Below are 21,275 nucleotides of genomic sequence, written 5' to 3' on the forward strand. Positions count from 1 at the left end.
TGGTATGGGCAGCCGATGCGATGTCAGCTGCCGCGATAGGTGCTGTACGCCCACGGCGACACGAGCAGCGGGACGTGGTAGTGGGCGCCGGCGTCGGCGATGCCGAAGCGCAGCACGACGCGGTCGACGAAGCGGGGTTCGGGCACCGTCACGCCGAGCGACGCGAAATAGTCGCCCGCGTGGAACACGAGTTCGTATTCGCCGGCGGCGAACGCGTCGCCTTCGAGCAGGGGCGCGTCGCAGCGGCCGTCGTCGTTGGTCAGCACGGTCTTGAGCGCGCGGCGGGCCTCGCCGTCCAGCGCGTAGAGTTCCACCTTGAGCGCGGCGCCGGGGCGGCCGTGCGCCGTATCGAGTACGTGGGTAGTGAGCTTGCCCATTCGCAATTGTCCTTGTGTGAATGCGAGGTTCGGCGGCGGCTCGATCCCATGACTGTGCGGCGGATCGAGGCTCCACGTCACGTGGCTACATACCCGTCGGCGAAGATGAAACGAGCGCCGTGCGGGCATTGTAAAAAGGTTCTCCGCACCGAGACGGGTGCGATAGCAAAGATAATGCGCCGCGCATGAACGGCTGTCGACGCCGCGCCCGGCGCGGCGCGCGCCGGGTGGCGGGCGCGCATCGGCCGGTCGGCGCGGCGTACCATATCGAATCCGTGAAGCGCGGTATTCGGGCGCGCGTATTGTGCGCCGCGCGAGCTTGGGCGATGCTCCCGCCGTGCGCGTCGGCCCAGGGCCGACGTGCATCCCGAAGACGGCGAGCACGCCGGGTAACCGGGCCAGGGCGTTCGAACGGACGCGGGCGCCGGAGCGTGCCGCGACGCTGCGTTCGAACGGCTGTACGACCCTTCCCGGGAGCAACGCCCGGGGCAGACCGACGCGGAGAACGCATGAACCCAGAACAACCGGCCGGCGCATCCGAGCGCGCGCCGCGCCTTTCCCCATCCCGCCCGAAAACCCTGCTGGTCCGGCATGCCGACGTGCTCGTGACCATGGACGACGCGCGCCGCGAACTGCGCGACGCCGGGCTCTACATCGAGGACAACCGGATCGTCGCGGTCGGTCCGAGCGCCGAGCTGCCCGACACGGCCGACGAGGTGCTCGATCTGCGCGGGCATCTCGTGATCCCGGGGCTCGTGAACACGCACCACCACATGTACCAGAGCCTCACGCGCGCCGTTCCGGCCGCGCAGGACGCCGAGCTGTTCGGTTGGCTCACCAGCCTGTACCGGATCTGGGCGCACCTGACGCCCGAGATGATCGAGGTGTCGACGCTGACCGCGATGGCCGAGCTGCTGCAATCGGGCTGCACCACCTCGAGCGATCATCTGTACATCTACCCCAACGGCAGCCGGCTCGACGACAGCATCGGCGCCGCGCGGCGCATCGGCATGCGCTTTCACGCGAGCCGCGGCGCGATGAGCGTGGGCCGGCGCGACGGCGGCCTGCCGCCCGATTCGGTGGTCGAGCGCGAACCCGAGATCCTGCGCGACACGCAGCGCCTGATCGAGACCTATCACGATGCGGGCCGCTACGCGATGCTGCGCGTGGTGGTCGCGCCGTGCTCGCCGTTCTCGGTGAGCCGCGAGCTGATGCGCGACGCGGCGATGCTCGCGCGCGAATACGGCGTGTCGCTGCACACCCACCTCGCGGAGAACGTCAACGACATCGCGTACAGCCGGGAGAAGTTCGGGATGACGCCCGCCGAATACGCGGAGGATCTCGGCTGGGTCGGTCGCGATGTCTGGCACGCGCACTGCGTGCAGCTCGACGAGGCGGGGATCGACCTGTTCGCGCGCACGGGCACCGGGGTCGCGCACTGCCCGTGCTCGAACATGCGGCTCGCATCGGGCATCGCGCCGGTGCGCAAGATGCGGCTCGCGGGCGTGCCGGTCGGACTCGGCGTCGATGGTTCGGCGTCGAACGACGGCGCGCAGATGGTCGCGGAAGTGCGGCAGGCGCTGCTGTTGCAGCGGGTCGGCTTCGGTCCCGATGCGATGACCGCGCGCGAGGCGCTCGAAATCGCGACGCTCGGCGGCGCGAAGGTGCTGAACCGCGACGACATCGGCGCGCTGAAGCCGGGCATGGCGGCCGATTTCGCCGCGTTCGACCTGCGCCAGCCGCTGTTCGCGGGCGCGCTGCACGATCCGGTCGCGGCGCTCGTGTTCTGCGCGCCGTCGCAGGCGGCGTACACCGTGGTGAACGGGAGCGTGGTGGTGCGCGACGGGCGGCTCGCGACGCTCGATCTGCCGCCCGTCATCGAGCGGCACAACGCGCTCGCGCGCGCGCTGGTCGAGGCGTCGCGCTGATGCGTTGATGCGCTGCCGCGGCGGCTCCCGGCGCCGCCGCGGTCCACGCGCCGCGCGGCCGTTACGGCTCGATCAGCGTGCGGGTGGCCTCGGCCACGAGGCCGCGCAGCCAGCGTACTTCGTCGGAGTAGTGGCAGCGTTCGTGCCACAGCTGGTAGTACTGCATCGGCGGGAAGTCGAGCGGCGCGGGCACGACCGACAGCGGCAGGAATTTCGCGTAGTGGTCGGCGAACAGGCGCGTCGTCGTGAAGATCAGGTCGGACTTGACCAACACGTAGGGCGCGAGGTTGAAGTACGGCAGCGTGACGACCACGTGACGCTTCAGGCGTTCGCGCGCGAGATGCACGTCGATCGCGCCGCGCTGGCCGACGGAGTACGGCGTCGGCGCGAGATGCGGCGCGTTCAGGTACTGGTCGAGGGTCAGCCCGCCGCGCTTGGCGAACGGATGCGTGTTGCTCATCAGGCAGACGATCTGGTCGACGAACAGGTTCGACAGGTGCAACTGCTCGGGCGGCTCGGGCCAGTTGCCGACCACGATGTCGAGCTTGCCGTCCTCGAGCGCCAGCTCGTAGTCGAAGGCGGGGCCGAGCGAATGGAATTCGAGCGTCGCGTTCGGCGCGGCCTGGCGGAAGCGTTCGACCACGGTCGGCACGAACAGCACGTTCAGGTAGTCGGGACAACCGATCCGATAGCAGCGGATCGAGGTGGCCGGATCGAAATTGTGCTGCTGGAACTTGATGCGTTCGATCTCGCGCAGCGCGTTCTGCACCGGCTCGAGGAGCCGCAGCCCGTATTCGGTCGGCACCATGCCGGACTTGCCGCGCACCAGCAGCGGATCGCCCGTGATGTCGCGCAGGCGGCGCAGCGCGGCGCTGATCGCCGGCTGCGACTGATTCAGTTTGACGGCCGCGCGCGTGACGCTGCGCTCCATCAACAAGGTGTGCAAGACGCGCAAAAGATACGTGTCGATCGCCTCGCGTTGCTGACTCATGATTGCTCCATTTATATGTCCAGGCTGATCGAGGAGGGGGTGGGGTATATCGTTTTTAATATGGTCAGAAAAGAGCGTCAAGGGCGGCTTACCCTCGACGGGGTCGCGCGCGGGCGCGCCGGGCGGTGGCGCGGTGGCGTGGATGGGGCGTGACGGCGAACGGACGGGGCGCGCTCGCGCGCCGCGCTAGTCGTCGAGGCGCAGGCCGACCTTCAGCGTGACCTGCCAGTGCACGACGTCGCCGTTCTCGATGTGGCCGCGCGTGTCGGTCACTTCGAACCAGTGCAGGTTGTGCAGGGTTTTCGCGGCTTTGGTGATGGCGTTGCGGATCGCGTCGTCGCTCGACTGCCGCGACGAGCCGGTGAGTTCGATCAGCTTGTAGACGTGGTCGCTCATGATGCCTCCCGTTCGTTCCGGACGGCCCGATATCCGGTGGTGGCCGGGCGGGCCCTGTTTCAGTGATAGGTATGATGGGCGGCAAGTTCAACCAGGATTCGACATGGACGACATGGACGTGGGATTTTGCGGCCCGGGCCTGATGGGCGCGCCGATGATCCGCCATCTGCTGCGGGCGGGGCATCGGGTGTGGGTGTGGAACCGCACGCGGGAGAAGGCGGACGCGCTCGCGGCCGAGGGCGCGAGCGTGGTCGACACGCCGGCCGAGCTGGCCGGGTGCGCGCGGACCGTGCTGCTGTGCGTGCTCGACGCGCGTGCGGTCGGCGCCGTGACGTTCGGCCCGCAGGGTCTGCTGGCCGGCGATCCGGCTGCCCGGCAGTTGCGGCGGATCGTCGATCATTCGAGCATCGCGCCGGCCGCGACGCGCGACTACGCGGCGCGCGCGGCGGCGCTCGGCGTGGACTGGATCGACGCGCCGGTGTCGGGCGGCGTGCCGGGGGCGCAGGCGGGCACGCTGGCGGTGATGGCGGGCGGCGCGGCGGCCGAGGTCGACGCGGTGCGGCCGCTGCTCGGCGCCTACGCGGCGCGCGTCACGCACCTCGGCGAGGCGGGCGCGGGCCAGACCGCGAAGCTGTGCAACCAGGCGATCGTGACGGCGACCGTCACTGCGATCGCGGAAGCGGTCGGCCTCGCGCAGGCGAGCGGGATCGACGCAGCGCGGCTCGCGGAGGCGCTCGCGGGCGGCTGGGCGGACTCGGTGCTGCTGCAGACCTTCGTGCCGCGCATGACGGGCGCCGCCGCGCCGCCGCTGGGCGCGCTCAGCACGTTCCAGAAGGACGTCGAGGCGATCGCCGATGCGGCGCGCGAGACGGGGGCGGTGATGCCGGTGGCGGGCGCGGTGCAGCAGGTGCTGCGGCTCGGCGCGGCGCTCGGGCTGGCCGACGCGGACTTCGCTGCGCTGGCGCGGATCGTGCGGCCGCGGCCCTGACACGGGCGTGGGCGCGGGATGTGCGGGGCGGCGCCGGGCGTCGTGCGGAGAGGAGCGTGGCGCGGCGCTCGGGCTGGCCGTGACGGACTTCGCTGCGCGGGCCGAATCGTGCGGCTGCAGTCTTGATACGGGCGCGGGATGTGCGGGCGGTGCCGGGCGTCGTGCGGCGAGGATAGCGGCGCGGTGCTCCGGCTCGCCGATGCGGACTTCGCTGTGCTGAGGTGGATCGTGCGGCCGGAACCCTGACACGAATGGCGTACGTGCGGTTGGAGGTGGGCGTCGCGCAGCAAGCAAGGAGCGTGGCGCGGCGCTCGGGCTGGCCGACGCGGTTTCCGCCACACTGGCGCGGATCATGCAGCCGCTGTCCCGGGCGCTGGCGCGCGGCACATGCGATATGACACGGGCCGCTTGCGCGGCCCGTCAGGGGAAGGAGGTCAGCCCAGCGAACGAGGCGTGGTATCGCCGGCGTTCTGTCGGCCGATGCCGCTGCGCAGGCTCGCCTTCACGCCCGCACCAAATTCGGGCAGGATGCGCGCGCGGGCGCGGCTCGCGAACACCAGGAACCCGAAGCCGTTGGCCTCGTACCAGTAGCCGCCGTTCTCCAGGCCATCGATCGGCTGTTCGAGCGCATTCGCGATCGAGTCGATGCAGCGCTTGCGCAGCTCGGCGATCGCCGGGTACGGCGGCTGCGCGCCGCGCACGCTGCACAGCAGGACGTCAAGCCCCGGCAGCACGTGCGCGTACAGCACCGGCTCGTCCTGCGCGCGGGCGCGCGCGATTTTCGTGTCGAGTTGCGCGAACGGCTTCGCATGGCGCAGCACGGCGAGAAACGATTCCTGGCCGTCCGGCTGCGCCCGTCTGCGTTTTTTCGGGAAGGACATAAACACTCGCCTCAAAAACATTTGCAAGAAATGCGGCTTCCTCATGCGACCCACTCCCGGCTATGCGCGCCGCATGTCGATCTTTTATAGCATACGAAAATGCCGGCTTCACGAAGCCCGATGGCATCGGACCGCGCCACGCCCAGGAGATCGCCACAGCCAGCGCTATTGCGCCTGCACTGTCGTTTAGTCTCAATAATAGACCTGCTCGTGCCGCGCGTGCGACCGGTGTGCGCAAAAAAATGGGGCGTTACGTCATGCCGGCGGGCGGCGCGCCAAAAAACAAAGCCCGCGCGAGGCGGGCTTCGGAACGGAGCGGGGCGGGGCCGCGTCTCAGCGCTTGTTGAGCGCGTCGCGGATCTCGCGCAACAGCACCACGTCCTCGGGCGTCGCGGCGGGCGCGGCGTCGTCCGGCTTGCGCAGCTTGTTGATGAATTTGACCATCAGGAAAATGATGAAGGCCAGGATGATGAAGTTGATCAGCACCGTGATGAACGAGCCGTAGCCGAACGCCGCGACGCCGGCTGCCTGCAGGTCCTTGAACGAATCGGGATTACCCTTGAAGGTCGCCGGGATCTGGCCGAGCAGGATGAATTTGTTCGAGAAATCGAGGCCGCCGGTCAGCACGCCGATCACCGGCATGATCAGATCCTTCACGATGGAATCGACGATCTTCGAGAATGCGGCGCCGATGATCACGCCGATGGCGAGATCCATCACATTGCCCTTGACGGCAAATTCCTTGAATTCCTTGATGATGCTCATGTGCGGCGTTCTCCTGAGTGAGCAGAAAGAGGGAGCGCGGCCGTGATTCGTGACTGCGCGTCAATGGACGCCATCATAACGAACCCGATCCTTTATCGGTAGTCATCTTAAGAAGCTTGACAATACGGCGTCCCGGAACGAATCAAAAGAAAAATGGGCCATTGCTGGCCCATTTCGTCGTTCTAAGCGTCCGTTCAGCTGTTGCTGCTCCAGTCGTCGCTGCTGCCGAGGTCGACATCCCCGCCGCCGCCGCCGCCGCCCGAATCCCAGTTGCCGCCTTGGCCCATGTCGAAGCCGGGGTCGTCCGCGCGCCGGCCGGGCTCGTTGTTGACGATCACGTCCCGCTCGATCACGCGCTCGCGGCCGCCGGACATGGCCTCGCCGAGCAGCACGCCGGTCAGCAGGCCGCCCATGCCGCCGCCGAACCCGCCGCCCTGCTGCACCACCACGGGCGGCTGTTGCGGCGGCGGGTACGGCGCTTGCTGCGGCGCGCCCGCGAGCCGGTCGGCTTCCTGCGCGTAGACCGAGCCCGCGCCGCCGGCCGCCGGCGCGGCGGTCGCGGTCGGATCGGGTCGACCCTCGACGCGGGCCTTCAGGCTCGCGAACTGGCGTTCGAGTTCGTCGAGCTGGTAGGGCGGCACCGCGTTCTTGCCGTTCGACAGCGCCTCGACCAGCGTGCGCGCCTGGGTCTCGACGTTTTCGATCTCGCTGTTGAACGCCGCGGCGCCGGGCGCCGTCGACAGCCGCGCGTCGAGCTTGAGCGGCCGCACCTCGTTGAGCAGGTCGGTCGCGCGCTTGAGCTGCGCGCGGCGTTCGTCGTCGCCGCGCTGGTTGTCGGACGAGCGCGCGCGGCGCAGCGTCCAGCGCAGCACCAGCGCGACCGCGCCGATCAGCACCGCGAAGCCGATCCACATGCCGGTCGAGGGTTCATGCCTGGGCGCGGGGGCGGGCGCGAGCTGTTGCTGGCCGACCTGCGGCGGCAGCACCTGGCCGCCCGAGGTGGCCGAGCGGCGGGCCTGCGAGCCCAGGCGCTCGGCATCGGCGCGCACCTTGGCCTCGGTCCGCGCGAACTTCGCGGGATCGGTGAAGCGGATCTGCGGATCGAGCGATTTCGCGCGCTCGATCTGGACGAGCGCATCGGCCGGGCGACCCTCGTGATCGAGCACCTGGCCGTACAGGTAGCGTGCGCGCGCATTGTCCGGGTAGGCCGCGATGACCTGCGACAACTGCCCGTCGGCCTGCTGCCAGTTGCCCTGCGAGATGGATTGCTGGATCTGCTGCAGCGACGGCACGGCGGCGAACGCCGAGCCTGACGCGACGAGGAGGGCGAGACTCGCGGCTGCGAGAAGCTTTTTCATGATCGAACCGGGCCGGGGCCCGTCTCCTTGCAAGCGGCGCCGGGCGCGGCGCGCCGGCCATTGGGACAATGCGTTACTGGGCCGGCGTGTTCAGTTGCTTCTTCAGCGCCTCGAGGCGATCGTCGACCGACGGCCCCTTGCTGAGGGCCGCGAGCTTGTCGTCGAGCCCCTTGCCGCTCGCGGTGTCGGCCGAATTGAGGCGGGCGTCGGAACGGGCGTTCGACAGCGTGACCTTGTCCTCGAGCTTCTGGAAATCGCCCGACAGATCCTTGCCGCCGATGCCGCCGAGCGCGGTGGCCGCGACGTCCTTGGCCTGCGCGATCTCCTGCTTGGCCTGCAGGATGTTCGAGCGGGCGTTCAGGTCGTTGCGGCGCTGGCGCATGTCGGCGATCTGCGCCTTCAGCTTGTCGACCGACGGTTCGAGCGTCACGAGTTCGGCGCCGAGCGCATTGCGCTCCGCCTCGGCGTTCGCCTGCGCGCCGAGCGCCTCGCGCGCGAGCGCTTCGTCGCCGGATTGCAGCGCGCGCTTCGCGCCTTCCTCGTACTTGCGCGCCTTGTCGTCGGCCGCGTCGCGCTTGCTGCGCTGGGTGGCGACCTGCGCCTCGATCTCGATCAGCGAGTTTTCCGCGCGGCCGATGCTGTCGTCGAGCTCCCGCACGATCTGGCGTGCGTCGCGCGACGGATCCTGCACCGAATCGGCCGCATCGTTGAGCAGGCCTTTGAGCGTGCGCGAAATAGAGTCGAAGAGCGACATGAATACCTCCGTGGATGAATGGCAATGCGCGCGTCGGCATGGGCCGACGTCGGCGGATATTACACCACCGGTTCGCTTAAAACCCGCTTAAAAACGGGCCGGAAGAAGCGGGCCGGTGAGCGCCAGATAAGGACGGTTGCGTGAATTTCCAGTGGCGCGCCGCAGGCTTTTTTCACGGCGCGTTGCTTTCAATTCGAAAGCATTGCCCGCGCATCGCGCATTCCGCTTCCATCATAGGCGCGCGGCGCGCCGGGCGCGGCCGCGCGGCGTCGGGGCTAAGGATTTTTTACAAAAAATCGAGGAGGGGGCGGGGCGATTTCATTAAAATGCGCTGTTACGTCGCGGGAACGGATCACCGCATGCAGGGGTCTGTCGACGTGATACGCTTCACGGCGCTACGTTCAACGATCCACGCGCGGCTTTCTGCCCGCGCCCGAGGCGCGCGCCACGCGCCCGCCATTCCGACATGCCTATCATTAAACGACCGTCCTCTTCTCGCCCCACGAACGAACACCATTACTCGCTGCGACGGGCGCCGTCGGGCGCCTACTACACCGACGAAGATGACGACGATGCGCACGACGACCGGCGCGGGCGCGGCGGCCGTTCGTTCGGCTCGCGCGTCGCGCTGTGGTTCGCGGGCCTGTTCGCGATCGCCGCGGTGGTCGGCGCGCTGATCGTCGGCTACGCGCTGGTGGTGATGGCGCCGCAGCTGCCGTCGCTCGACGCGCTGACCAACTACCAGCCGAAGGTGCCGTTGCGCGTGTATACGGCGGACCACGTGCTGATCGGCGAATTCGGCGAGGAGCGGCGCAGCCTCGTGCGCTTCCAGGACATTCCCGACGTGATGAAGAAGGCGGTGCTCGCGATCGAGGACTACCGTTTCTACGATCACGGCGGCGTCGATTTCCTCGGCATCCTGCGCGCGGGCGTGGCCGACCTGATGCACGGCGGCGCGCGCCAGGGCGCGAGCACGATCACGATGCAGGTCGCGCGCAACTTCTTCCTGTCGAGCGAGAAGACCTACACGCGCAAGATCTACGAAATGCTGCTCGCGTACAAGATCGAGAAGGCGCTGACGAAGGACCAGATCCTCGAGCTGTACATGAATCAGATCTACCTCGGCCAGCGCGCGTACGGCTTCGCGGCCGCCGCGCGCGTGTACTTCGGCAAGGACTTGAAGGACATCACGCTGGCCGAGGCGGCGATGCTCGCCGGGCTGCCGAAGGCGCCGTCCGCGTACAACCCGGTGGTCAATCCGAAGCGCGCGAAGGTGCGCCAGGAATACATCCTGAAGCGCATGCTCGAGATCGGCTACATCACGCAGCCGCAGTACGACGCGGCGCTCAAGGAGGAGCTTCATACGCGCACGCCGGGCAACCAGTACGCGGTGCACGGCGAGTACATCTCGGAGATGGTGCGCCAGATGATGTACGCGCAGTACAAGGACGAGACCTATACGCGCGGGCTGACCGTGACGACGACGGTCAACGCGGCCGACCAGGAAGCGGCCTACCAGGCGGTGCGGCGCGGCATCATGGATTACGAGCGCCGGCACGGCTATCGCGGGCCGGAAGGCTTCGTCGCGCTGGCGCAGCCGGGCGACGACCGCGACGAGGCGATCGACGATGCGCTCGCCGATCACCCGGACAACGGCGACCTGCAATCGGCCGTGGTGCTGAGCGCCGCGCCGAACGCGGTGCAGGTGCAGTTCGTCGGCGGCGCGACCACGGCGATCGGCGGCGCGGGCCTGCGCTTCGTCGCGGCGGGGCTGAGCCCGCGCGCGTCGGATGCGCTGCGCATCAAGCCCGGTTCGATCGTGCGCGTGATGAAGGACGCGAAGGACGCATGGCAGATCGTGCAGCTGCCGCAGGTCGAGGGCGCGCTTGTCGCGATCGCGCCGCAGGACGGCGCGATCCGCTCGCTGGTGGGCGGCTTCGACTTCAACAAGAACAAGTTCAACCACGTCACGCAGGCGTGGCGGCAGCCGGGTTCGTCGTTCAAGCCGTTCATCTACTCGGCGTCGCTCGAAAAGGGCCTCGGGCCGGCCACGATCATCAACGACGCGCCGCTGTACTTCCCGCCGAGCGTGCCGGGCGGCACCGCGTGGGAGCCGAAGGACGACGACCAGCCGGACGGCCCGATGCCGATGCGCACCGCGCTGCAACGTTCGAAGAACCTCGTGTCGATCCGGATTCTCGCGTCGATCGGCACGCAGTACGCGCAGGACTACGTGACGCAGCGCTTCGGCTTCGATCCGGCGAAGACGCCGCCGTACCTGCCGATGGCGCTCGGCGCGGGGCTCGTCACGCCGCTGCAGCTGGCGACGGGCTACGCGGTGTTCGCGAACGGCGGCTACAAGGTCGATCCGTACCTGATCGCGGAAGTCGACGACGCGCGCGGCCAGGCGCTGCAGAAGGCGCAGCCGCTGGTGGCGGGCAGCAACGCGCAGCGCACCGTCGAGGCGCGCAACGCATACGTGATGAACAGCCTGCTGCACACGGTCGCGACGGCCGGCACCGGGGCGGGCACGAACGCGCTCGGCCGCGGCGACCTGCAAGGCAAGACCGGTACCACCAACGACGCGAAAGACGGCTGGTTCGCCGGCTATCAGTCGTCGCTCGTCGCGGTCGCGTGGATGGGCTTCGACCAGCCGAAGAGCCTCGGCAGCCGTGAATTCGGCGCGCAGCTGGCGCTGCCGATCTGGGTCAACTACATGCGCACAGCGCTCAAGGGCGTGCCCGAGCAGCAGATGCCGATGCCCGACGGCCTGACGACGCTCGACGGCGAGCTTTACTACGCCGATCGCACGCCGGGCAACGGCTTCGTCGCGAGCGTGGACATCAATCCGGCGGCGAACCCGATGAGTGCGAACGACGCGCTCGGCGCGGCGGGTGCGGCGGGCCTCACGCCGCCGCCCGTGACGCAGCAGGAGAAGCAGCAGATCATGGATATGTTCGAGAGCAACAAGCCATGATGGGTTGAGCGCGCGCCTCGCCGGGCGCGCGTCGCGACTTCGAAGGGCGCCCGTGGGCGCCCTTCGTCGTTTGCGGCCGGCTTGCGGGCGGCGGGGTCGTTGAGGAAATGCTGAGGAACCTTGGGGCGCGCGTCGCCGCGCAGGACACTGGGCGCTTTTTTGCACGGGGCGGCGCGCGCCGTCTCCGTCCGAGGAGCCTTGAACCATGTCAGCTGTCATGCCGCCCGTCCGCATGCCGCCCGCGCCGCGCCACCGGTACGACGCGCTGTCGCGCGCCTTGCACTGGATTTTCGCCGCCGTGATCTTCTACACGATGGCGGCCGGATTCTCATTGCACGTCATCGAGCATCCCGCGCTCTGGAAGTTCGTGTCGACGCTCAACATGTCGCTTGCGTCGTGCCTGATCGCGCTGTTTCCGATCCGCTTCCTCTGGTCTTTCTTCCGCGAGGCGCCGGCCGAGCTCGACGCGATCCCGGCTCCGCAGCGCGCGATCGCGCACGTGGTGCATGCGTTGATCTATGCGCTCGTCGCCTTCGTGCTGTTTAGCGGCTTCGTGATGGTGCCCGACGGCTACTGGCTGTTCGGGCTGCTGTATATCCGCACGCCGTATGCGGCGGGCCCCATCACCGAGCACTGGTTCGTATTGCACAAGATCGCCTGCTACACGCTGATGGCGCTGGTCGCGCTGCATGTCGGCGCGGCGCTCAAGCATCACTTCATCTCACGCAACGGCGTGCTGAAACGCATGCTGTGAGGCCGTGCGCGGTCAGAACGACGCGCAGGTCGGCGCGAGCAGCAGGCCGACCGACTCCTGCTTGAATTGCACGATGTACGCGCGGCGGATCTCGGCGAGACGCGTGTGCGTGGCAGCCGTGTCGGGTGCGATCACGCGGATCACGAAGCTGTCCTCGCGCGTGATGCCGCCGCTCGCGCGGTCGCGCCACTGGCCATGCGTATCCCAGTAGGTGAGCCCGTCCGGAAAGCGCGGCGTGACGACGTCCGCGAGGAACGCCGCGCGTTCGGCGTCACTGACGGGGCCGCGCCCGGCGATGTCGCGGCCGAACAGCAGTTCGGCTTGCAGCGCCTGGCTGCCGCCGGCCTGCGCGCAGGCCGTGGACGAGGTCATGCCCGGGGCGGGTTGGCCGAAGCGGGCCGCGCAGCCGGAGAGCAGGAAGATGCAGAGCACGAGGCCGGGCAGTCGGGTGGACATGATGGCGATCCGAGGCGGGAGGAAGCCGGCGGCGCGCGTTGCGCGACGCGGTTCGTGAGTGTGGCATCGATGGCGAGGCCTTCCAAGCATGCTGTATTGCCGGGCAGTGCGCCGTCGCGGTGGCAGTTGCGTAAAACGTCGCGCGTTCAATGACTTGGGCGCTTGTTCCTTGGCTTATCAACAAGGCTGTCAACACAATCTGTGCATAACTGCGCAGGCGTTCCGGCAGCTCCCGCGCATCGCGGCATGCATGATCGTCCTCCTCGCGGCCGTCGAGACGCGCCTGGGGTGCGGCGAAGAGAAACGTTTTCACGCGCCTCGATGCGCTCGACGTTCGCCTCGCTTCGCCGCGCGTCGCGATCGCGACGGATCTCATGCGCCGGCGGGTCGCCCGCCATGCGGTCGGCCCCGGGTCCGATATATCGGTGTGCTTGATTTCGAGCGCAAGGCAATCCCGCATGCGCGCCGTCTTTGCACGCATGCCGAGGCAATGAAGCAAAACGTTGCGCATTCAAGCGCTTGCGCGTTTCTCCGGGCGGTTATCAACAGGGCTGTCAACACAAAATGTGCATAACTCGGGTTGCCGGGCGGAGCCGTCGTCACCTGGCCGTTGTTTCTCCGAACCCGCGAACGACACGCTGTTTGGCATCGGCGGACGCGCGCTGAAGCCGTCAAACCCGGCGCAATCGTTGCGGAGACGCGGCGCGCGCGCGGTCGCGCCACCCTGCGCACCAGGTGGCATGAAGCGAGGCGGATCAAGGACTTGGCGCGGCTGCCCCAGGCTTATCAACAGGACTTTCAACAGAAACTGGGGATAACCGACGTGCTTCGCGTCATGCCGCCACGCGCCGGACCGATACCGCGTCGTGCCGGCCGAAGCCGACGCCGAGCAGCACGAGCAAGGCGAGGAGTCCGATCCACAGTGCGCCGAGCGGCACGCCGACTTCGGCCTGCTGCTCGATCACGATGCGCTGATAGCCGAGCCCGTTGGCCCAGATCAGCAGCGCGCCGCACAGCAGCGACAGCATCAGCCGCCGGGCCGTTCCGCCGCGCGTGAAGCGCGCGTAGGCGCGGCCGAACTCCGAGCCGATGAAGAAGGCGAAGACGAGGGTGAGCGCGATGTAGCTCCACGGATGGTCGAGCCATTCGCGCCCGGGCGGGGTGTGGCGCAGGTTCCAGAACGCGGCGCCCAGCGTGCCGGCTTGCAGCGCCCAGATCGTGACGGACAGCCATCGAGTCATGCGAGCTCCATTCGGGCGCGGCGCCGGACGGGCCGGGACCGCTTTTGCGGCGCGATGGAAAAGGGGCGGTGGTTCAACAGCTTAGCGAGCTTGTCAGGCGCTTGTCCACATGCTCTTCAACGGAATCCGGGGATAAGCGCGGGGGTTCAGCGTTGCAGGCGCGCATGTTCGAGATGCGTCGCGAGCGTGACGGGATCGGTGTTGGTGCCCGACAGCAGCACGCCGACCCGCTTGCCCTGCAGCGTCTCGCGCAGCGGGCCGAGCAGCGCGGCCGTGGCCGCCGCGCAGGCCGGCTCGACGGCGACCTTCAGATAGGTGAACAGGAACAGCATCGCCGCGCGCAGCGCATCGTCCGAGACCGTGACGAGCCGGTCGATGTGCCGCCGGCACAGCTCGTAGCTGTATTCCTCGGTGTGCGGCGCGGTCAGCGAATCGGCGATGGTCCGCATCGGGCCGATCTTCACGGTGTGGTTCGCCGCGAAGCTGCGGCTCATCACGTCCGCGCCCTCGGGCTCGACGCCGTACACATGGACGCGCGGATTCGCGAGGCGCAGCGCGGTCGACACGCCGGCCGCGAGGCCGCCGCCGCCGATCGGGAGGATCACCGCATCGAGATCGGGCGTTTGCGTCGCCCATTCGTAGCCGAGCGTCGCGGTACCGAGGATCGTGTGATAGCCGCTGAACGGATGCACGAAGAAGCGGCCTTCCTCGGCCTCGATGCGGCGCACCGCGTCGAAGGCCTCGTCGGGCGCGCCCGCCATCACGACGTCCGCGCCGTACTGGCGGCACAGCGCGATGCGGGCGGGATTCGAGCCGTAGAACATCACCACCTTCGCGCTGCAGCCGAGCCGCATCGCGGCGTAGGCGACCGCGGCCGCATGATTGCCGGCCGACACGCAGGTCACGCCGGCGCTGCGCCGGCTCTCGTCGAGCGCGAGCAGGTTGGTGAACGCGCCGCGCGCCTTGAAGCTGCCGCTCGCCTGCAGCAGCTCGAACTTGAAGTTCACGTGGGTGTTGTCGAGCGCCGGCAGGCCGGTGCGCTCGAATACCGGCGTGCGCGTCACCCACGGCGTGAGCGCGAAGTGCTGCGCGGCAATTTCGTCGAGCGTCGGGATCGGCTCGCCGTTGATCGTCAAATGAGCGTTGCTCTGTTGTGAAGTCGGCATGGCCTTGCGCGGTGGGTGACGAGAGCGCCGGTCGCCCGGCGCGGCAGTGCGTCCGTCGTCGCGGAATCAGACGAGCGTCATGCTGTGGATGAACTTGCGCAGAAAGCGCTCGCATGCGTCGAGCTGATCAAGCGATACGTATTCATTCGGCTTGTGCGCCTGCTCGATGTCGCCGGGCCCGCACACGACGCTCGGAATGCCCGCGAGCGCGAACAGCCCGGCCTCGGTGCCGTAGGCGACCTTGCGCTTGTCCTGGTCGCCCGTCAGCGCGCGCACCAGTTCGGTGATCGCGGCCTGCTCGGTCGAATCGAGCCCCGGCGCGGCGGCGATCTTCGTGAACTCGATCGCGGCGTTCGGGTGTTCCTGCTGCATCCGCGGCAGCAGCGTCTCGCGCGCATAAGCGTCGATGCGCGCGAAGATCCGGTCCGGGTCGAGCGTCGGCAGATTGCGGAACTCGAACGAGAACCGGCATTCGGCCGGCACGGTGTTGATCGCGTTGCCGCCCTGGATCAGGCTCGTCTGCGCGGTCGTGAACGGCACGTCGTACAGCGCGTCGAACGGGCCCTCGGCGCGGAACTGGTCGGCGATGTCGCGGATGTGGCAGATGAGCCGCGCCGCGTACTCGATCGCGTTCAGGCCCTTCGGCGTCAGCGACGAGTGCGCCGCGTGGCCGCGCACGCAGCAGCGGTAGGCGTTGATGCCCTTGTGCGCGATGATCGGCCGCATGCTGCTCGGCTCGCCGACGATGCAGCCGCTCGGTTTGAGACCGCGCTTTTGCAGGTCGGCGATCAGGAGCGGGGCGCCCACGCAGCCGACCTCCTCGTCGTAGGACAGCGCGAAATGGATCGGCTTCGCGAGCCGCGCCGACTGCATCTCCGGCAGCAGCGCGAGCGCCGTGCCGATGAAGCCTTTCATGTCGCAGGTGCCGCGGCCGTACAGCTTGCCGTCGCGGATCTCCGGGCGGAACGGGTCGCTGTCCCACGACTGGCCGTCGACCGGCACCACGTCGGTGTGGCCGGACAGCACGATGCCGCCGTCGGTCGAGCCGTCATGCGCGGGCACGGTCGCGAACAGGTTGGCCCAGCCTTCGCGCGCATCGTGGGTGAGCGTCGAGGCGATGCCGCGCGCGGCGAGCGCATCGCGCACCATCTCGATCAGGCCGAGGTTCGGCACGCGGCTCGTCGTGTCGATCGACACGAGGCGTTCGACCCAGGGCAGGCTGATGCGCGAGGAAGGGGAGGTGGGCGGAGCAGCGGACGGGGCCGTTGCGTCGAGGGTGGACATGGCGAGACTCCGGCTGATCAATCCAAAAATCATACTCAAAAACACCGCGGCCCGCTTCAGCGGGCCGCGGTGCAGCGCAACATTTTTGGTGCGCCGATGTGCCGGCCGTCGGGCTAGCGGCTCGCCGCCGCGCGCTGCGCGACCGGCTGGCCGAGCGCGCGCAGCGTTTCCTTGACGGTCGACACGCGGATCGCGAGGTCGGGCGTGCGCGTCTCGATGCGCAGCCGGTCCTGGCCGGCGAGCTTCACGTGGCGGTGCTTCTGGACCATGTCGATGATGCGCATCGGGTCGATCGGCGGATTCGGGATGAACTGCAGCCCGATCGCGGCCTCGCTCGCATCGATCTTGACGATCCCGAGCGGCTTCGCGGCGAGCCGCAGGCGGTGTGTCTCGACGAGCGCGTGCGCGGGCGGCGGCAGCTTGCCGAAGCGGTCGATCAGTTCCTCCTGGATGCCGTCGATCGCATCGCCGTGCTCGCAGTTCGCGAGCCGCTTGTACAGCGACAGGCGTTCCTGCACGTCGCCGCAATAGTCGGCGGGCAGGATCGCGGGCGCGTGCAGGTTGATCTCGGTGGTCGCGGCGAGCGGCGCGTTGAGGTCGGGCTCCTTGCCGTTCTTGAGCGCCTTCACCGCGTCGTTGAGCATCTCCGTGTACAGCTGGAAGCCGATCTCGTGGATCTCGCCCGACTGTTTGTCGCCGAGCACCTCGCCCGTGCCGCGGATCTCGAGGTCGTGCATCGCGAGATAGAAGCCGGAGCCCAGCTCCTCCATCTGCTGGATCGCTTCGAGCCGGCGCTGCGCCTGCTTGGTCAGCGCCTGCGGATCGTGCACCAGCAGGTACGCGTAGGCCTGGTGGTGCGAGCGGCCGACCCGGCCGCGCAACTGGTGCAGCTGCGCGAGGCCGAACTTGTCCGCGCGGTGCATCAGGATGGTGTTGGCGCTCGGCACGTCGATGCCGGTCTCGATGATGGTGGTGCACAGCAGCACGTTGGCGCGCTGCGCGACGAAGTCGCGCATCACGCGCTCCAGCTCGCGCTCGTGCATCTGGCCGTGCGCGATCACGATGCGCGCCTCGGGCACCAGCGCCTCGAGCATCGACTTGCGGTTCTCGATCGTCTCGACCTCGTTGTGCAGGAAGTACACCTGGCCGCCGCGCTTCAGCTCGCGCAGCATCGCCTCGCGGATCACGCTGTCCTCCTCGCGGCGCACGAAGGTCTTGATCGCGAGCCGCTTCTGCGGCGCGGTGGCGATCACCGAGAAGTCGCGCAGGCCCTCGAGCGCCATCCCGAGCGTGCGCGGGATCGGCGTCGCGGTCAGCGTGAGCACGTCGACCTCCGCGCGCAGCGCCTTGAGCGCTTCCTTCTGGCGCACGCCGAAACGGTGTTCCTCGTCGATGATCACGAGGCCGAGCCGCTTGAACTGCACGTCGGACGACAGCAGCTTGTGCGTGCCGATCACGATGTCGACGCTGCCCTCGTTGATCTGCGCGATCGCCGCGTTCACTTCCTTGGTGGACTTGAAGCGCGACAGCTCGGCGATCCGCACGGGCCAGTCCGCGAAGCGGTCGATGAAGGTCTGCGTGTGCTGCTCGGCGAGCAGGGTGGTCGGCGACAGCAGCGCGACCTGCTTGCCGCCCATCACCGCGATGAAGGCCGCGCGCAGCGCGACCTCGGTCTTGCCGAAGCCGACGTCGCCGCACACGAGCCGGTCCATCGGCTTGCCGCTCGTCATGTCGCCGATCACCGCGGCGATCGCGGCGGCCTGATCGGGCGTTTCCTCGAAACCGAAGCTTTCCGCGAACTTCACGTAGTCGCGCGGCTCGAGCGCGAACGCGTGGCCCTCGCGCGCCGCGCGCCGCGCGTACAGGTTCAGCAGCTCGGCCGCGGTGTCGCGGATCTGCTGGGCGGCACGGCGCTTGGCGCGCTCCCACTGGCCGGAGCCGAGCGCGTGCAGCGGCGCGCTGTCGGGATCCGCGCCGCTGTAGCGCGAGATCACGTGCAATTGCGCGACGGGGACGTAGAGCTTGCTGTCGCCCGAGTATTCGAGGTGCAGGAACTCGGTCTCGCCTTCGCCGAGATCCATCGACACGAGCCCCATGTAGCGGCCGATGCCGTGCTGCGCGTGCACGACCGGATCGCCGATCTTGAGTTCGGACAGGTCGCGCACCATCGCGTCGACGTTGCTCGCCTGTTCCTGGCGCCGCCGTCCGGCGCGCCGGCCGAGCGCGCCGTACAGCTCGGTCTCGGTGATGATCGCGTAGCCTTCGCCGGGAATCGCGAAGCCGTTCGCGAGCGGGGCGACGCCGAGCGCGAAGCGCGCGTCGCTCGCGAGCCACGCGGCGAAGCTGTCGGTCGAGCCCGCGCGCAGATGATGCTCGGCGAGCAGTTGCGCGATGGTCTCGCGACGGCCGGCCGACTCGACGGTGAACAGCACGCGGTTCGGCGTCGTGTCGAGGTAGCTGCGCAGCGTCGCGAGCGGATCGTCCGCATGGCGGTCGAGCGCGAGCGGCGGCAGCGGCGTCGCCCAGCCGCCCGCCGGCTGGGCGGTCAGCACCACGCGCGCGAACGGCTTGGCCAGCGTGTAGAAGTCGTCGTCGCTGAGGAACAGCCGGCGCGGCTCCAGGATCGGCCGCTCGCGATCGTGCGACAGGAAGTTGTAGCGCTGCTTCGTCTCGGCGGTGAAGCGCTTGATCGCGACGTCGAGATCGCCGCAGAACACGAGCTGCGCATGTTCCGGCAGGTAGTGGAACAGCGTGGCCGTGTCCTCGAAGAACAGCGGCAGGTAGTATTCGATGCCCGCCGACGGCACGCCGTTGCCGATGTCCTTGTAGGTCGGCGCGCGGCTCGGGTCGCCCTCGAAGGTTTCGCGCCAGCGGCTGCGGAACGCGGTGCGCGCGGCCTCGTCGAACGGGAACTCGCGCCCCGGCAGCAGCCGCACGTCGCGGACCGGATACAGGCTGCGCTGGGTGTCCGGATCGAACGCGCGGATCGAGTCGACCTGATCGTCGAACAGGTCGATCCGGTACGGCAGCGGCGAGCCCATCGGATACAGGTCGATCAGCGAGCCGCGCACGCAATACTCGCCGGGTCGCATCACCTGGCTCACGTGCTCGTAGCCGGCCAGCGTCAGCTGAGCCTTCAGGCGCGCCTCGTCGAGCCGCTCGCCCTGCGCGAACGCGAACGTGTAGGCGGCCATGAACGAAGCGGGCGCCATCCGGTACAGCGCGGTGGTGGCGGGCGCGAGCAGGATGTCGCAGCGCCCCTCGCCGAGGTCGTGCAGCGTCGCGAGCCGCTCCGACACCAGGTCCTGGTGCGGCGAGAAGGTGTCGTAGGGCAGGGTTTCCCAGTCGGGCAGCAGCCGCACGCGCGCGTCGGGCGCGAAATAGCGCAATTCGTGCGCGAGCCGCTGCGCGTCGACGGCGCTCGCGCAGATCACCGCGAGCAGCGGAACCTGCTCGCGGTGGGCGGCGTGGTAGCGGGCGATCGCGAGCGCGTCGGCGGAGCCGTGCGCGCCGTCGAACACGAAACGCTGGCCCGGCTTGACGAGGGCGACGGGAGACGGCTGGGGAGAGGCGTTGTCTGGCATAGAAGGCGGCTGGGTTGCGGGGCCCGGGGGGCGGCGGTCGTGCGGCGGGCCGGCCAGGGCGAAAGACCTATTATAAAATCCGTCCTTCAATTTAATCTTATCGGCGTTCGCTTCCGTGACTCCCCGACTTTTCGCCCTGATTCCCTGCGCCGGCACCGGCAGCCGCTCCGGCTCGGCGCTGCCGAAGCAGTACCGCACGCTCGCGGGCCGCGCGCTGCTGCATTACACGCTCGCCGCGTTCGACGCGTGCAGCGAGTTCGCGCAGACGCTCGTCGTGATTTCGCCCGACGACACCCATTTCGACGCGCGCCGCTTCGCCGGCCTGCGCTTCGCGGTGCGCCGCTGCGGCGGCGCGTCGCGCCAGGCGTCGGTGCTGAACGGCCTGCTGGAGCTGGCCGACTACGGCGCGACCGATGCCGACTGGGTGCTCGTGCACGACGCCGCGCGCCCCGGCATCACGCCGGCGCTGATCCGCGCGCTGATCGGCGCGCTCAAGACCGACCCGGTGGGCGGAATTCTCGCGCTGCCGGTCGCGGACACGCTCAAGCGCGTGCCGGCGGCCGGCGACGCGATCGCGCGCACCGAGTCGCGCGACGGCCTGTGGCAGGCGCAGACGCCGCAGATGTTCCGGATCGGCATGCTCCGCGACGCGATCCTGGCCGCGCAGCGCGACGGCCATGACCTGACCGACGAGGCCAGCGCGATCGAATGGGCGGGCCGCACGCCGCGCGTCGTGCAGGGCAGCCTGCGCAACTTCAAAGTCACCTACCCGGAAGATTTCGCGCTCGCCGAGGCCATCCTCGCCGCGCCCGCCAACGCTTCCTGACTCACGCTTTCCTCACACGCATATCGGATTACGCATGGATTTCAGAATCGGACAAGGCTACGACGTTCACCAACTGGTGCCCGGGCGGCCGCTGATCATCGGCGGCGTGACGATCCCGTACGAGCGCGGCCTGCTCGGTCACTCGGACGCCGACGTGCTGCTGCACGCGATCACCGACGCGCTGTTCGGCGCCGCGGCGCTCGGCGACATCGGCCGGCACTTCTCGGATACGGACGCCGCCTTCAAGGGCGCGGACAGCCGCGTGCTGCTGCGCGCCTGCGCCGAGCGCATCGCGCAGGCGGGTTTCACGATCCAGAACGTCGACAGCACGGTGATCGCGCAGGCGCCGAAGCTCGCCCCGCATATCGAGGGCATGCGCGCGAACATCGCGGCGGACCTCGGGCTGCCGCTCGAACGGGTCAACGTGAAGGCGAAGACCAACGAGAAGCTCGGCTACCTCGGCCGGGGCGAGGGCATCGAGGCGCAGGCGGCCGCGCTGCTCGTGCGCCGCGCGCACTGAGGCGCCGACGCGGATCGGGCCGGTCGCGT

18 protein-coding genes are annotated in these 21,275 nt (G+C 68.9%); 6 read left to right on the top strand and 12 right to left on the bottom strand.

Translation table 11 applies throughout. The features are described from left to right. Positions 1-23 precede the first annotated feature (23 nt). Complete coding sequence (uraH, locus tag Bsp3421_RS19650; RefSeq protein WP_274002565.1) at positions 24-377, bottom strand: hydroxyisourate hydrolase; 354 nt, start codon at positions 375-377, stop codon at positions 24-26. 509 nt (positions 378-886) lie between these two features. Here uraH and Bsp3421_RS19655 point away from each other — a divergent pair. Next, positions 887-2,305 (top strand): 8-oxoguanine deaminase, encoded by a 1,419-nt coding sequence (locus tag Bsp3421_RS19655; protein WP_274002567.1) that lies wholly within the window; start codon positions 887-889, stop codon positions 2,303-2,305. Between the two features lie 61 nt (positions 2,306-2,366). On the opposite strand, the gene Bsp3421_RS19660 is transcribed toward Bsp3421_RS19655, so the two are convergent. Together Bsp3421_RS19660 and Bsp3421_RS19665 are read right to left on the bottom strand one after the other, a co-directional pair. Continuing rightward, positions 2,367-3,296, bottom strand: a complete 930-nt coding sequence (locus Bsp3421_RS19660) for a LysR substrate-binding domain-containing protein (RefSeq protein ID WP_057925376.1) — start codon at positions 3,294-3,296, stop codon at positions 2,367-2,369. Between the two features lie 186 nt (positions 3,297-3,482). Next, positions 3,483-3,692 carry a dodecin gene (locus tag Bsp3421_RS19665; protein WP_274002569.1) on the bottom strand — a complete coding sequence of 70 codons (210 nt, stop codon included), beginning with the start codon at positions 3,690-3,692 and terminating at the stop codon, positions 3,483-3,485. Between the two features lie 112 nt (positions 3,693-3,804). Between Bsp3421_RS19665 and Bsp3421_RS19670 the strand changes: the two genes are divergently transcribed. Then, complete coding sequence (locus tag Bsp3421_RS19670; protein WP_337995324.1) at positions 3,805-4,680, top strand: NAD(P)-dependent oxidoreductase; 876 nt, start codon at positions 3,805-3,807, stop codon at positions 4,678-4,680. A 434-nt stretch (positions 4,681-5,114) separates the two neighbouring features. Here Bsp3421_RS19670 and Bsp3421_RS19675 read toward each other — a convergent pair whose 3' ends face one another. The 4 genes from Bsp3421_RS19675 to Bsp3421_RS19690 form a co-directional block, all read right to left on the bottom strand. Then, complete coding sequence (locus Bsp3421_RS19675; RefSeq protein WP_274002573.1) at positions 5,115-5,561, bottom strand: hypothetical protein; 447 nt, start codon at positions 5,559-5,561, stop codon at positions 5,115-5,117. A 333-nt stretch (positions 5,562-5,894) separates the two neighbouring features. Beyond that, positions 5,895-6,326, bottom strand: coding sequence for a large conductance mechanosensitive channel protein MscL (gene mscL, locus Bsp3421_RS19680; RefSeq protein ID WP_274002574.1), 432 nt, complete (start codon positions 6,324-6,326; stop codon positions 5,895-5,897). A 194-nt stretch (positions 6,327-6,520) separates the two neighbouring features. After that, entirely contained in the window at positions 6,521-7,684 is a 1,164-nt protein-coding gene (locus Bsp3421_RS19685) for a tetratricopeptide repeat protein (RefSeq protein ID WP_274002575.1), read from the bottom strand. 73 nt (positions 7,685-7,757) lie between these two features. Next, complete coding sequence (locus Bsp3421_RS19690) at positions 7,758-8,438, bottom strand: PspA/IM30 family protein (protein WP_274002576.1); 681 nt, start codon at positions 8,436-8,438, stop codon at positions 7,758-7,760. Positions 8,439-8,904: 466 nt separating this feature from the next. Between Bsp3421_RS19690 and Bsp3421_RS19695 the strand changes: the two genes are divergently transcribed. Together Bsp3421_RS19695 and Bsp3421_RS19700 are read left to right on the top strand one after the other, a co-directional pair. After that, positions 8,905-11,415 (top strand): penicillin-binding protein 1A, encoded by a 2,511-nt coding sequence (locus Bsp3421_RS19695; RefSeq protein WP_274002577.1) that lies wholly within the window; start codon positions 8,905-8,907, stop codon positions 11,413-11,415. A gap of 205 nt (positions 11,416-11,620) precedes the next feature. After that, positions 11,621-12,169, top strand: coding sequence for a cytochrome b (locus tag Bsp3421_RS19700; protein ID WP_274002579.1), 549 nt, complete (start codon positions 11,621-11,623; stop codon positions 12,167-12,169). Between the two features lie 12 nt (positions 12,170-12,181). Here the strand turns inward: Bsp3421_RS19700 and Bsp3421_RS19705 are convergent, their stop codons facing one another. From Bsp3421_RS19705 to mfd, 5 genes are all read right to left on the bottom strand, one after another. Beyond that, complete coding sequence (locus Bsp3421_RS19705; protein ID WP_274002581.1) at positions 12,182-12,625, bottom strand: DUF3574 domain-containing protein; 444 nt, start codon at positions 12,623-12,625, stop codon at positions 12,182-12,184. An 833-nt stretch (positions 12,626-13,458) separates the two neighbouring features. After that, positions 13,459-13,866, bottom strand: coding sequence for a hypothetical protein (locus Bsp3421_RS19710; RefSeq protein ID WP_274002582.1), 408 nt, complete (start codon positions 13,864-13,866; stop codon positions 13,459-13,461). A gap of 146 nt (positions 13,867-14,012) precedes the next feature. Then, entirely contained in the window at positions 14,013-15,032 is a 1,020-nt protein-coding gene (locus Bsp3421_RS19715) for a threonine/serine dehydratase (protein ID WP_274002584.1), read from the bottom strand. A 66-nt stretch (positions 15,033-15,098) separates the two neighbouring features. Next, a complete protein-coding gene (argE, locus tag Bsp3421_RS19720) occupies positions 15,099-16,316 on the bottom strand; it encodes an acetylornithine deacetylase (protein WP_274002585.1) in 1,218 nt (405 codons plus the stop codon). Positions 16,317-16,429: 113 nt separating this feature from the next. Then, positions 16,430-19,996, bottom strand: coding sequence for a transcription-repair coupling factor (gene mfd / locus Bsp3421_RS19725; protein WP_274004284.1), 3,567 nt, complete (start codon positions 19,994-19,996; stop codon positions 16,430-16,432). Between the two features lie 19 nt (positions 19,997-20,015). Here mfd and ispD point away from each other — a divergent pair, with 19 nt between their 5' ends. After that, entirely contained in the window at positions 20,016-20,726 is a 711-nt protein-coding gene (gene ispD / locus Bsp3421_RS19730; protein ID WP_274002586.1) for a 2-C-methyl-D-erythritol 4-phosphate cytidylyltransferase, read from the top strand. A gap of 34 nt (positions 20,727-20,760) precedes the next feature. Then, on the top strand, positions 20,761-21,246 hold the full coding sequence (ispF, locus tag Bsp3421_RS19735; RefSeq protein WP_274002587.1) for a 2-C-methyl-D-erythritol 2,4-cyclodiphosphate synthase: 486 nt from the start codon (positions 20,761-20,763) through the stop codon (positions 21,244-21,246). The last annotated feature ends 29 nt before the right edge of the window (positions 21,247-21,275 follow it).

Origin of the sequence: Burkholderia sp. FERM BP-3421, from assembly GCF_028657905.1 — a bacterium.
In the GTDB taxonomy this organism is placed as follows: Bacteria; Pseudomonadota; Gammaproteobacteria; order Burkholderiales; family Burkholderiaceae; genus Burkholderia.